The sequence below is a fragment of the Rubricoccus marinus genome (genome assembly GCF_002257665.1).
GTDB classification, from domain to species: Bacteria; Bacteroidota; Rhodothermia; order Rhodothermales; family Rubricoccaceae; genus Rubricoccus; species Rubricoccus marinus.
The window spans coordinates 1,910,233-1,922,444 of sequence record NZ_MQWB01000001.1 but is presented as its reverse complement, the minus strand read 5'-3'; the positions used below and the strand labels follow the sequence as shown (position 1 = coordinate 1,922,444).

The following is a 12,212-nucleotide window of genomic DNA, read 5'->3' as shown; positions in this document are numbered from 1 at the left end:
TCAAACGCGACCGCGGCAGGGCACACTCGGCGCCCCCGGCAATAGGCCGTCCGCACGCGCCGTTGGCAGACGACCGCGCCTCTGGCGGGGCGCCAGAGGCCGGGATTTCGCCCGTTCTGCCCCGAGCGCCCGCAGACCGCCCCGTTACCTTCGCGCTCCCTTTTTCGGCACCCCCTTGTCGAGACCGCTCTCCTCGATGCTCCGACTCCGATTCGTGCTCGCGGCCCTCGTGGCCTTCGCTGCCGTTCCTGCCTCTGCCCAGACCGCCCAGACCTACGAGATCCTCGGGGTCGAAGTGGATGGCGTTACGGAAGACAGCGAACAAACGTTCATCATCAGCATCGCTGATCTCCGCCCGGGCGAACGCGTCCAGCTTCCCTACGACGAAGCGTTCGGCGAGGCCGTCCGCGGCCTCTACGAGCGGGCGCAGGTCTCGGACGCCGAGATCACGGTTGACCGGGTTGTAGGAGACGGCGTGTTCCTCACGATCCGCGTGACGCAGGAGCCCCGGCTCGGCGTCGTCGAGTACGAGGGCCTGAGCAAAGGCGAGCAGGACGAGCTGCGCGACCGGCTCCCGCTGATCCGCGGCCGCCGCGTGCGCCCCGCCGATGTGGAGCAGAGCCGCCTCATCGTGCAGAGCTACCTCCGCGAGAAAGGCTTCCGCCTCTCGTCCGTTTCCGCATCGCAAAAGCTCGACGGCGACCGCCTCACGCTCACTCTCGCCGCCAACAAGGGCGATCGCGTCGAAGTCGAGGACGTGGTCTTCGTCGGCAACGAGAACTTCAGTGAGCGCACGCTCCGCAAGAGGCTCAAGAACACGCCCGAGGACCGCTGGTGGCGCTTCTGGAAGCGCGAGACGTTTACGCAGTCCGGCTTCGAGGAGGACAAAGACGCGCTGATCCGCTACTACAACGACCGCGGCTACTACGGCGCCCGCGTCGTCCGCGACTCGGTCTACCTCCGCACGCCAGAGGCCTCTGGCGAGGACCCCGAGCTCGTCGTCGAACTCGAGATCGACGAGGGCCCGAAGTACCACGTCCGCGAGGTGGTCTTTGAGGGCAACACGCTCTACACCGATGAGCAACTCGAATTCGCGCTCGGTATCGAGCCCGGCGACGTGTACAACCGCTCGCTCATCGACCGGAACCTGTACTACAGCCCGGACCACTCCGACGTCGCCAGCCTCTACACCGACCGCGGCTACCTCCGCTTCAACGTGGCCCCGCAGGTTGTAGAGGTCCCCGGTGACTCGCTCGACATTTACGTCGAGATCACCGAGGGCGACGTGTACGAGTTCGGAACCGTCGAGATCGCGGGCAACACGCGCACAAAGGAGCACGTCATCCGCCGCGAGATCCGCACGGTCCCTGGGCAGACGTACAGCCGTCAGGCCATCGAGCGCAGCGTGCGCGACCTGGTCCAGCTCAACTATTTCGACCAGAGCAGCATCGGTGGCGGCCCGGCCATCCGTCCCAACGACGAGGACAAAACGGTCGACCTGACTTACTCGCTGGCCGAGACCTCGTCGGACCAGTTGGAGCTGTCCGGCGGCTACGGCGGCTCGCTTGGTCTTCTCCTCACCGCCAAGGTGACGTTCAACAACTTCTCCGCCCAGGGCATCCTGGACGGAAGCGCTTGGAAGCCGATTCCGGCCGGCGACGGCCAGCAGCTCTCGCTGCAGGTGGTCACGAGCGGCACGCGCTACCAGAACTACACGCTCGCGTTTACCGAGCCGTGGTTCCGTGGCCGCCCGACGCCCGTTGGCTTCTCGCTGGGCTTCCAGAACTTCTCCAACAGCCCCACGCAAGAGGACTACAAGATCCTCCTGGGCACGGCGCAGGTCTTCGCGCGGACACGCTTGAAGTGGCCCGATGACTACTTCCAGACGGGCACCACCCTGGGCTACCGGATCTACGACATCGACGGCCGCTCCAACCTCTACGGCCTTCCCGAGGGCGTAAGCCAGGAGCTCACCGTGCGTCAGACGCTGAGCCGCAACAACCTCGACAACCCGCTCTTCCCACAAGCGGGTTCGCGGAACGAGCTCTCCGTCACCATCGCGCCGCCGGTTCCTGGCTTTATCCAGTACCACAAGACCGACCTGGAGAGCAACTGGTATGCGCCTCTGGCGAACAAGCTGTCGCTCTCGCTCAAGACCAAGTTTGGCTACATCGGCTCACTCACGGGTGAGGACGTGGAGTTCCAGCGGTACCTCGTCGGTGGTTCGCCGCTGGAGACCAACCGCAACTTCGTCGGCTTCGGCAAGGACCTCGTGTACCTCCGTGGCTACCCAACCACGGCCATCGGGCCCCGGAGCGAGGGAGAGCCGGTGGGCGGACGGATCCTGAACGTCTTCCAAACCGAGCTCCAGTACGTCGCGCTGCAAACCCCACAGCTCTCCGTTGCCCCATACGTCTTCGCCGACGCCGCGAACTCCTACGACGGCTTCAGCGACTACGACCCGGCGCGGCTGTACCGCTCGGCCGGTTTCGGCGCCCGCGTCATCCTGCCCATCCTCGGCCTTGTAGACCTCAACTACGGCTACGGCATCGACCCGTTCGATCCCGTCAGCACGCGCGACGACGGCTTGCCGAAGTGGCGCGGACAGGTCACCCTCGGCGCCGGCCTCTAGCGACCCCCACTCTGATGACACGCTTTCTCCCGGTTCTCGCACTGCTCCTACTCGCGACGCCTCTGGCGGCGCAGCAGCAGATCGCGCACGTGGACTCCGAGCTCATCCTCTCGCGCTTGCCCGAGTTCCAAAGCCTCCAGCAGGAGATCGAGCGGCTGACGACTCAATACCAGGGCGAGGTCGACGCGCTGGACCGAGAGGCGGAAGCCCTCGCGAGCGAGTTCGCCGGCCGCGAGCTGCTCTACACCGATCAGGAGCGCCGCGCCAAGCAAGGCGAGATCCAGGCCAAGCGCCAGGAAAGCGTTGCGCTCCGCCGTCGCTACTTCGGCCCACAGGGCGAACTCGTCCGTGACCAGCAGCAGCGCCTCCGGCCGATCCAAGAGCGCGTGCTTGACGCTGTGGCCACGGTCGCAAGCGAGACAGGCTACGACTACGTCCTCGACCGTTCAGGCGAGGTGGTCTTCCTCTTCGCCAAGCCACAACACGACCTCACCGAGCGCGTCCTCGACGAACTCGGCGTGACCTCTACCGCCACCGGCGGAACGAACCGCAGCGGGCTCTAGCCGCTGCCTGTTCTGCCTCCCCACTGATTCCAATCCATACCGATGACGTTCCGACTCCCCCTGTTTCTCCTGGCGCTTCTCGCGGCCTCTGGCGTCGCCCAGGCGCAGAACCTGAAAGTCGGCGTGCTCGACCCCGACTTGATCGTGGTCCGCATGCCGGAGTACGAGCAGGTGCGCGGCCAGATCGCCCAGCTCGAAGCCCAGATCGGCGCCACGCTGCAGGCCAAGCAGGACTCCGCCGTTGCGATCAACAACGAGCTCCGCGCCATGGCCGATAGCCCCGTCGTTTCCGCGGGTGCCCGTGAGGAGAAGCAGGCGAACCTCCAGCGGCTCGTCGGTGAGCTGCAGAACGGAGAGGAGCAGGGCCTGCGCTACCTCAGCGATCAGGAGGTCCGCCTCCTGCAGCCCGCGCTGATCCGCCTCAACACCGCGATCCAGGAGCTCGCTGAGGAGATGGGCATCGACCTCGTGATGACCCCGGTCGCGAACAACGCGCCGGTCCTCCTCTACGCCAACTTCGACAGCGACCGCGTCGTCGACATGACCATGCCGCTGTTCGCGAAGCTCGGGATCGAGATCCCAGAGGAGGGCGAGGCTGCTGTGGAGATGTCCACCCCGGTGCCCCCCGGCAACTAGCTCTCGCCAGAGGCCTCGGCCTCTCCGCCAGAAGCCCTCGCGCCCATCGGCTTAGGTCGGTGGGCGCGTCTTGTTTGGGCGCTGCGGCTCTCGGCGTATCCTGCCGCCCCTCTTCTCGACCGCCATGAGCACCCAGACGACGTCCCTCACCGCCAAAGACGCTCGCCCCGTCACCACCCAAACGCTTCTGGAGATGCGCGAGGCCGGGACGCGCATTGCGATGCTCACGGCGTACGACTACACCTCGGCGCGCATCCTGGACGCCTCTGGCGCCGACGTGCTCCTCGTCGGGGACTCGGCGTCGAACGTGATGGCGGGCCACGAGACCACACTCCCGATCACGCTGGACCACATGATCTACCACGCGCAGTGCGTGGTGCGGGGCGTGCAGCGCGCGCTGGTGGTGGTGGACCTCCCGTTCGGGACGTATCAAGGTTCGTCGCGAGAGGCCCTGCGCTCGGCGATCCGCGTGATGAAGGAGACGGGCGCGCACGCGATCAAGCTGGAAGGAGGCGAGCGCGTGGTGGAGACCATCGACCGGCTGGTCACGTCTGGAATCCCCGTCATGGGCCACCTTGGACTGACCCCGCAGAGCATTTACAAGTTCGGGACCTACAAAGTGCGCGCGCGTGAGGACGAGGAGGCCGACCAACTCCGCGCCGACATCAAGCGGCTCGAAGAGGTCGGGTGCTTTAGCGTCGTGCTGGAGAAGATTCCCGCCGCCCTAGCCACCGAGGTGACCGAATCGGTCTCGATTCCTACTATCGGCATCGGCGCCGGGGGAGGCACGAGCGGGCAGGTCCTAGTCACACACGACATGCTCGGCCTCACGGTTGACTTCAACCCACGGTTTGTCCGCCACTACGCCTCGCTGGCGGAAACCGTGACCGGGGCGGTTCAGCAGTACGTCCAGGACGTCCGCGATGGGACGTTCCCGGACGAAAGCGAGAGCTACTAGGGCGAAGAAGAACCCCTCCTCGCGCCAGAGGCCAGCGCGGTCCGCTTCTGGCGAGAACGCGGAACGGCGGGTGAGTCTCGCGTTGGGGCCGGAGAACTTCCCCGGCGCTCCGTGGTCCCGAGAGGCCTCTGGCGTCAGCTTGGCGCACGACCTCTCCCGACCGCATGCTAGACTCCATCCCGACGCCGGACGGCGCCGACCGCCCGCTCATCCTCTTCGCCAACGACGACGGGATCGATGCCAGAGGCCTCCATGCGCTCGTCGCCGCGTTTGACGGCATGGGCGACTTGGTGGTCGTCGCGCCGTTCGAGGAGCAGAGCGCCGTGGGGCACTCCATCACCATCCGCGATCCCATGCGGGTGCATACGTGGCCGTTCGAGGGCGCCAGCGGCCCGGTCTGGGCGCGCGCCGTCACGGGCACGCCTGCGGACTGCGTCAAGATCGCGTGCCAGCGGCTGCTGCCCCGGCACCCAGACCTGGTGATGTCCGGGATCAACCACGGGCCGAACACGGCCGTCAACGTGATCTATTCCGGTACGGTCAGCGCGGCTACCGAGGCGTGCATCCTCGGAATCCCATCCATCGCGGTCTCACACGCGGAGTGGCGGCCGACAGACTTTACCGCTGCCGGCCACGCCGCGCGTCGTCTCGGAGAGCGCGTGCTCGCGGATGGTTTGCCCGATGGCATCCTGCTCAACGTGAATGTGCCCGGGGGGGCGCCAGAGGACATCGCGGGGACCCGCATTACACGCCAGGCGCGCGCGCGCTGGAACGAGGCCTTCGAGGAGCGCCGCGACCCGACCGACCGCCCGTACTACTGGCTCGGCGGCGAGTTCGTAGACCTCGACGAGGGGACGGATACCGACCTCCAGGCCATCCGGGACGGCTACGTCTCCGTGACGCCGCTCCAGATCGACCTCACCGCTCATCAGCACCTGAGCCGCTTCGCGGACTGGGTGTAACGCTCTCATCTCCCTAACGCCAGAGGCCTCTGGCGCCCCGATTCTCATGTCCGATATGCCCGCCGCGGGCGACCGCGCGCCCCAGTTCGAAGGCCCCACGCAAACCGGCGACACGTTCTCGCTCGACCGTGCGCTGCAGCAAGATGGCCTCCGTGCCCTCGCGCTCTACTTCTACCCGAAGGACGACACCCCCGGCTGCACCAAGCAGGCCTGCAACCTCCGCGACAACGACACGCAACTCCAGGCCTCTGGCGTTGCCGTGGTGGGCGTGTCCGGAGACGACGAGGCGAGTCACGAGCGCTTCGCTGAGAAGTACGACCTCGGCTTCCCGCTCGTCGCGGACACGGACCGCGAGATCATGGACGCGTACGGCGTCTACGGCGAGAAGAGCTTCTACGGCAAAAAGGTCGTCGGCGTGAAGCGGACCACGTTCTTGATCGCGCCCGACGGTTCCATCCTGCACGTGTTCAAGCGCCCGAAGACCGACGCCCACTCCGAGGAGATCCTGGCGCGTCTGGAGAAGCTGGGCGTCTAGACCTCGTGCTGGCTCCGGGCCTCTGGCGGGGCCGCAAACAGCGGCTTCGTCTCCGCCCAGGTCGCCTTGAACAGGTCCGAGTGCCGGTACGCGTTGAGCGCGTCCTCGTCGCGCCAGAGGCTGTAGGTCGTGAACACGTTGGGGTAGCGGGCGTCGCGCCAGAGGGCGAGGTGCTCGCACCCGTCCTGGGCCTGGATCTTCTCGCGCACGCCGCCGAAAAGCGTCAGGAAGCGCTCTTGGTGAGCGGGCGCGAAGGTCATGCGGACGGTTCGGATCAACACGTGGGGGTCCAGGCAAACGGTGAGTAGGGGACAACGGAGCCCTCTGGCGCGAGGTCCCAGTCGGCCGGGAGGTGCGCGAGGCCGTCGCCGAGAAGCGTGCGGTACACGTGCGAGCCCTGCGGCCCGGCCGAAGTGAGCACGAGCTGTCCGCAGCTGTCCCGTCGGGCAAAGACGCGCGCAAACGTGTGGAGGCCTCTGGCGGTGGCGAGGTCTTCGCCGAGGCGGGCGTTGATGGGCTCCGCGCCAGAGGCCCGGCCCAGCATGGCGGCGATCAAAGGGCGGCCGTACACCTCGAAGCCGACCGAAGCCGAAACAGGGTTGCCGGGTAGCGCGAGAACGGGCACGCCATCCCACGTGCCGAACAGCAATGGCTTGCCTGGCCTCTGGCGCACGCGCCAGAAGTGCCAGACGACGCCGGAAGCGGAGAGGTCGGCCAGGACGCGGTCGCGCGGCCCTACGGAGACTCCGCCGGTCAGGAGGAGCAGATCCGCGTCGCCGCGCGCGGCCTGTGCCACGGAGCCGCTGGCGTCGTCCGCCTGAACGATCTCGCAAACCTCGGCGCCTGCGGCGTCTATCTGGGCGGCCAGCGCGGGTCCGTTGATGTCTCGGATCTGTCCCGGCGCCAGAGGCGCGCCCGGACCGGCCACTTCGTCGCCGGTCACAACGAGTCGGACGCGGGGCCTCTGGCGGACGCGTACAGATCCCAGGCCCATCGCGGCCAACATGCCGATAGCGGCGGGCGTAACGGCGACGCCAGAGGCCAGCGGGGCGTCTCCGACGGCGAGGGCCGAGCCGGCGCGGCGGATGTAGCGCCCGGCCTCTGGCGCGCGGCTGATCTGGACGCGCTCGTCCTGGGAGGCATCGGCGCGCTCGGTCCACTCGACGGGCACGATGGCGTCGGCACCGGAGGGGAGGGGGGCGCCGGTCGCGATCGGCATCGCTGTTCCGGGCGCCAGCGGCCCAGAGGGCGCCGCGCCTGCCATGCTGGACCCCGCGACCGGGAGCGCCAGAGGCGCATGCGCGCAGTCCTCGGCGCGAACGGCGTAGCCGTCCATCGCGGAGGTATCGAACGGCGGGATCGCCTCTGGCGCGAGCACGCGCTCGGCCAACGTGCGGCCGAGCGCGTCCGCCAGAGGCACGGTCTCGGGCTCGGTCTGGCGCGCCGTCGCGAGAACGGCGCCGAGCGCGTCGGGGACCGAGAGGTCGAGTCGCATGGGGCCTCTGGCGCCCGGCCTCGCAAGGCCAGTCCCAGACCGTCGGTTAGCCCGAGAAGCCGAACATGCCCATGAACTTCATCGCGAAGGGCATCGAGCCGCGCATCTTCGCCTTGCCGGACATCATGGCCATCATGGGGTTGAGCTCGCCGTTCTCGATCTTGAGCCAGTCGTCGGCGTCGGCGGTCAGCGTGAGCGTCGCGTCCTCGGGCGTTTCGCCCTGCTTGATGTCGAGCGTCCCGTCGTTGACGTGGAGCACGACGTCGCGCGCGCTGTCGCCGGTGAGGTTCATGTAGACGGTGTCGTTGACGCCCTGTGCCTTTTCAGGCTGGAAGCGCTCCGGGTAAGAGGCGATGACGTCGTCGATGGATGCGTAGCGAGGCATAAGATTGGCAGAATGGAGGGGCCCGAAGATAGGGGGAGTGGACGGCTCAGGAACGCGCACGCGCGTCCTCGCGTGCCGGGCCGATGCCTAGCCCCCGATCCACCACGCTCGCCACCGCCAGAGGCCTCGTTCGCGTCACGAGCGCTCCTGAGCCCCGCCGCGCCGCGGCCAAGCGCGAGCCCGCGCACCAAACGTTTCTCGCCGACCACTGGGACCAACTCGCAGCGGCGGCGTACGGCGGCTTCCGCGAGCACGGCGCCGGCGCCGTCGTCCTCTGGCGCGACGACAAGCCACGCTTCTGGCGCCCGCGGCCGTTTGAGCCCGAGCGCTTGTGGTTCGCCACCCAGGCCCACGTCATCCCCGGCGCCTCGCGCGTGGACTTTGACGGGTGGGAGGCCGAACTGATCGAGACCTACGATCCCGAACGGGAGGCGATCGTCGTGTTCGTGGAAGGCGGCACCATCGCCGGCTACCTCGTCTCGGGCACGCTCCCGCCGCCAGAGGCCCACGTGGCGGTGGGAGCCCGGCTCAACTGATCCGGCCTCTTGCGTCATCCCACATGAGGCGAGCAGGCGCTGAGGCCTACAAATCTGCGCGGCCGGCCGGACCACGGGCCGCCCGCCGTGCGTTGACCACGCTCCCATCTACCCAACCCTATCTCATGGCCCAGTTTATCGCCGCCGTCCACGCCACCGGCGCCACGCCTCACGCCCTCGCCCTTGTCGAGACCGGCATGTCCGCCTCTGGCGCGACCTACACCGTCCGCACCGTCCGCTCGCTTGGGGACTCCCCGTTTGACGAGATCGAGTCGCTGCTCGCGTCCGAGCGGCAGTACGTCGGCAACACGGTCGTCGTAACCACGGGCGGGCAGAAGGCGGCCGACGCCCTCCACGCGCACGGCCCAAGCGCCGCCGCCGTCACGCTCCGCGCGGACTCCAGCGCCGACCGCGACGCGCACGACACGACCACGCAGGTGCTCGTCGACACGTTCGAGATGCTGTACCGCGCCGGCGCCGTCACGCTGCCCACCCCCACGGACGCCGCCTCTGGCGCGCTCCGCGCGCTGTACCAGGGCGCCGATCTGGACAACGCCGCCCCCGACGGCGAGCGCGACGAGTCCGGAGACCTCGACGCCTCGGACGCCAGCGGCCCGTCCGCCGTCGAGGTAGAGCAGAGCGGCTCGTCGGCTGCGCTCTCTACCGAGACCGTGAAGCGCCCGTTGGACGCCCGCGAGGCCAGCGCCGCCGCGGTCGCGATGGATGTCCGTACGGGTCGCATCGCCGCTGAGACCAATGAGGACGCGCCGGACCTCGGAGAGCACGAGGCGCCCGCTCTCGCGCTCGCTCTCGCCGTCTGGTACGGCGAGACCACCGCAGACGACCTCCCGGAAACCGACCAGGCCGACGAGATCAACCAGAAGCGCGCCAACCGCAACGCGGCGCGCAACGGCTAAACGCCAGAGGCCTCTGGCGGCAAGACCCAAGGCGGGGCGTAGGTTCGGGGATCATCCCTCCGTATCTATGCCCCGCCTTTTCTGTGTCGCCCTCGTGCTCGCCAGCGGCCTCCTGCTTGGCCTGGCCTCTGGTGCGAGTGCCCAGACGCCTCTCGACGTCGACCCGTACCGCGAGGCCGCATCGCGCATCATCGAAGCCGCACTAGCGGACTCGGCCGCGTACGACCGCGCGGCGTACATGGGCGACACGTTCGGCCACCGCTTCTCTGGAAGCCAGTCGCTCGAAGACGCGATCGACTGGATCTTGGACGAGATGCGAGCTGACGGGCTGGAATCCGTGCGCGGCCAGCCCGTCATGGTGCCCGCGTGGATCCGCGGCCAGGAGTCCGTCCTGATGACGCACCCCCGCGTTGAGCCTCTGGCGATGCTTGGGCTTGGCGGGAGCGTCGGCACAACCGCTGCGGGCGTTGAGGCCGAGGTGCTGGTCGTGGGCTCGTTCGACGAACTCACGGCGCGGGCGAGCGAAGCCGAGGGCAAGATCGTGGTCTACAACGTGCCGTTTACCAGCTACGGCCGGACGGTCGCGTATCGCACGCAGGGCGCCATCGCCGCGGCGAAGGTCGGCGCTGTCGCGAGCCTGGTCCGCTCTGTCGGTCCCGTTTCGCTCTCCACGCCGCATACGGGCACGATGAGCTACGAAGACGGCGTGCCGCGCATCCCGCACGCCGCCATCACCGTCGAGGCCGCGGCGATGCTCCAGCGCATGGCCGACCGCGGCGAGGCGCCGCGCCTCCGCGTCACGATGGGCGCGACCACCGCACCCGACCGCCTCTCGCGCAACGTGATCGGCGAGATCCGCGGCCGCGAGTCGCCCCAGGAAGTCGTCGTCATCGGGGGACACATCGATTCCTGGGACGTCGGGCAGGGCATGCACGACGACGGTGGCGGTTGCGTCGTGGCCTGGGAAGCCGTTCGTCTCTTGCACGATCTCGGCCTCCGCCCGCGCCGCACCATCCGCGTCGTTCTCTGGACGAACGAGGAAAACGGTCTACGTGGCGCGACGACCTACGCCGACTCCGTCGGGGCCTCTGGCGCCGCCAACACCCAACTCGCGATCGAGAGCGACGGTGGCGTCTTCGAGCCCATCGGCTTTGGCGTGACGGGCTCGTCCGGGGTGTTCGAAACGCTCAAACCCATCGAGGCGCTGCTCGCGCCCGTCCTGGCGCAAGAGGCCAGCCAGCCCATCGGCATCGTGAGCGGCGGGGGAGGGGCCGACATCGGTCCGCTGATGCGGCAGGGCGTGCCGGGCGTCGGCCACCGCACGGCCAACGAGCGCTATTTCTGGTACCACCACACCGCGGCCGACACCGTCGACAAGCTCGACGCGGGCCACGTACAGCGGAACGTCGCCGCGATGGCGATCCTCGCCTACGTCGCCGCCGAGATGCCGCAGCGGCTGCCGCAGGGGGAGTAGCCCCTGGCGGAGTAGATGCGCCAGAGGCCTCTGGCGCGGACCCGCGGCGCGGACCCGCGGCGCGGACCCGCGGCGCGGAGAGGCCGTATCCACGTCCCATCTCTCAACGCCCTTCGATGCGCCTCCGCCACCTCGGCTACGCGTGCCAGAACGTCACGCTCGGCACCAAGTCCCGTACCGTCCGCCTCGCCAACGTCCGCACCGAGACGCTCATCCCGGTTATCACGCAGAACCTGGAAGACATCGAGCGTGCGCTTGAGTGGAACGCGGAGCGCGGCCTGCACTTTTTCCGCATCTCGTCCGATCTCATCCCGTTTGGGCCGCTGCCCGTTTTCCCGTTCGATTGGGAAGAGGCCTTCGCGTGGAAGTTCAAAAGCATCCGGCGACTCGCCAAGACGCACAAGATGCGCATCACGAGCCACCCCGGGCAGTACACGGTCCTCAACTCGCCCCGGCCCGAGGTCGTCGCTTCCAGCGTAGAAGAGCTGGACCACCAGGCGCGCGTGCTGAAGCAGATGGACCCCAAGGGCACCATGACCTTGCACGTCGGCGGCGCCTACGGCGACAGGCCGGCGGCGCTGGAGCGCTTCGAGGCCAACCTGGAGAGGCTCAGCGAGGACGCCCGCGCGATGCTGATCCTCGAAAACGACGACACGACGTGGAGCCTTCCCGAGGTCGTCCAACTCGCCGAGCGGACCGGGTTGCGGGTGGTCGTGGACCTGTTCCACCACCTCGTGTTTCCCGGCGAGAGCATGCCGGAGGACGAGCTGATCGAGTGGCTGGACCGCGCCGTTGCTACGTGGGGCAAGCGCCCGCCCAAGCTCCACCTCTCGTCGCAAAAACCCGGCGCGCGCGTCTCGCACGCGGACTACCTCGACATGGACGACGTCGATCGCCTAACGCGGCTCATGGACCGGGTCGGCGCGCCAGAGGCGCCGTACGACGTGATGCTGGAGGCCAAGCAGAAGGAAAAAGCCGTCCTCGAAGTCAAGCGCTACCTCGGCACGGGCGAGCGGCCCGACCGCCCGATCCCGATGGAGGCCACGGACGACGCCTGAGGCCGCCGTCCCTCTAGGCGACCACATGAGGACGTTGGAGGGCGCGGCCATACCGCCAGCG

13 protein-coding genes are annotated in these 12,212 nt (G+C 68.3%); 10 read left to right on the top strand and 3 right to left on the bottom strand.

The genetic code is table 11. The annotated features are described in order from the left end of the window. The first annotated feature begins 196 nt into the window (after positions 1-196). From bamA to bcp, 6 genes are all read left to right on the top strand, one after another. Positions 197-2,632 carry an outer membrane protein assembly factor BamA gene (gene bamA / locus BSZ36_RS08075; protein WP_094547708.1) on the top strand — a complete coding sequence of 812 codons (2,436 nt, stop codon included), beginning with the start codon at positions 197-199 and terminating at the stop codon, positions 2,630-2,632. Between the two features lie 14 nt (positions 2,633-2,646). Further along, on the top strand, positions 2,647-3,195 hold the full coding sequence (locus BSZ36_RS08070; protein WP_094547706.1) for an OmpH/Skp family outer membrane protein: 549 nt from the start codon (positions 2,647-2,649) through the stop codon (positions 3,193-3,195). 42 nt (positions 3,196-3,237) lie between these two features. Further along, positions 3,238-3,831 (top strand): OmpH/Skp family outer membrane protein, encoded by a 594-nt coding sequence (locus tag BSZ36_RS08065; RefSeq protein WP_094547704.1) that lies wholly within the window; start codon positions 3,238-3,240, stop codon positions 3,829-3,831. Between the two features lie 124 nt (positions 3,832-3,955). Next, positions 3,956-4,789 (top strand): 3-methyl-2-oxobutanoate hydroxymethyltransferase, encoded by an 834-nt coding sequence (gene panB, locus BSZ36_RS08060; RefSeq protein WP_094547702.1) that lies wholly within the window; start codon positions 3,956-3,958, stop codon positions 4,787-4,789. Positions 4,790-4,953: 164 nt separating this feature from the next. Then, positions 4,954-5,751 (top strand): 5'/3'-nucleotidase SurE, encoded by a 798-nt coding sequence (gene surE / locus BSZ36_RS08055; protein ID WP_094547699.1) that lies wholly within the window; start codon positions 4,954-4,956, stop codon positions 5,749-5,751. 46 nt (positions 5,752-5,797) lie between these two features. Then, complete coding sequence (bcp, locus tag BSZ36_RS08050; RefSeq protein ID WP_094547697.1) at positions 5,798-6,286, top strand: thioredoxin-dependent thiol peroxidase; 489 nt, start codon at positions 5,798-5,800, stop codon at positions 6,284-6,286. On the opposite strand, the gene BSZ36_RS08045 is transcribed toward bcp, so the two are convergent. The 3 genes from BSZ36_RS08045 to BSZ36_RS08035 are packed head-to-tail and all read right to left on the bottom strand — an operon-like array spanning position 6,283 to position 8,166. Continuing rightward, positions 6,283-6,567 carry a putative quinol monooxygenase gene (locus BSZ36_RS08045; RefSeq protein WP_094547695.1) on the bottom strand — a complete coding sequence of 95 codons (285 nt, stop codon included), beginning with the start codon at positions 6,565-6,567 and terminating at the stop codon, positions 6,283-6,285. The genes bcp and BSZ36_RS08045 overlap by 4 nt on opposite strands. Next, the gene (locus BSZ36_RS08040) at positions 6,561-7,781 is read right to left on the bottom strand and encodes a molybdopterin molybdotransferase MoeA (RefSeq protein ID WP_094547693.1); all 1,221 of its coding nucleotides are present in this window, start codon (positions 7,779-7,781) and stop codon (positions 6,561-6,563) included. The genes BSZ36_RS08045 and BSZ36_RS08040 overlap by 7 nt, the downstream gene beginning before the upstream one ends. A gap of 46 nt (positions 7,782-7,827) precedes the next feature. Beyond that, complete coding sequence (locus BSZ36_RS08035) at positions 7,828-8,166, bottom strand: SCP2 sterol-binding domain-containing protein (protein WP_094547690.1); 339 nt, start codon at positions 8,164-8,166, stop codon at positions 7,828-7,830. Between the two features lie 83 nt (positions 8,167-8,249). On the opposite strand from BSZ36_RS08035, the gene BSZ36_RS08030 reads away from it, so the two are divergent. From BSZ36_RS08030 to uvsE, 4 genes are all read left to right on the top strand, one after another. Next, positions 8,250-8,702 carry a hypothetical protein gene (locus BSZ36_RS08030; protein ID WP_094547688.1) on the top strand — a complete coding sequence of 151 codons (453 nt, stop codon included), beginning with the start codon at positions 8,250-8,252 and terminating at the stop codon, positions 8,700-8,702. 125 nt (positions 8,703-8,827) lie between these two features. After that, entirely contained in the window at positions 8,828-9,619 is a 792-nt protein-coding gene (locus BSZ36_RS08025; RefSeq protein ID WP_094547686.1) for a hypothetical protein, read from the top strand. A gap of 67 nt (positions 9,620-9,686) precedes the next feature. Further along, entirely contained in the window at positions 9,687-11,093 is a 1,407-nt protein-coding gene (locus tag BSZ36_RS08020; protein ID WP_094547684.1) for a M20/M25/M40 family metallo-hydrolase, read from the top strand. A 116-nt stretch (positions 11,094-11,209) separates the two neighbouring features. Beyond that, entirely contained in the window at positions 11,210-12,151 is a 942-nt protein-coding gene (gene uvsE / locus BSZ36_RS08015) for a UV DNA damage repair endonuclease UvsE (RefSeq protein ID WP_094547682.1), read from the top strand. Positions 12,152-12,212: the final 61 nt, after the last annotated feature.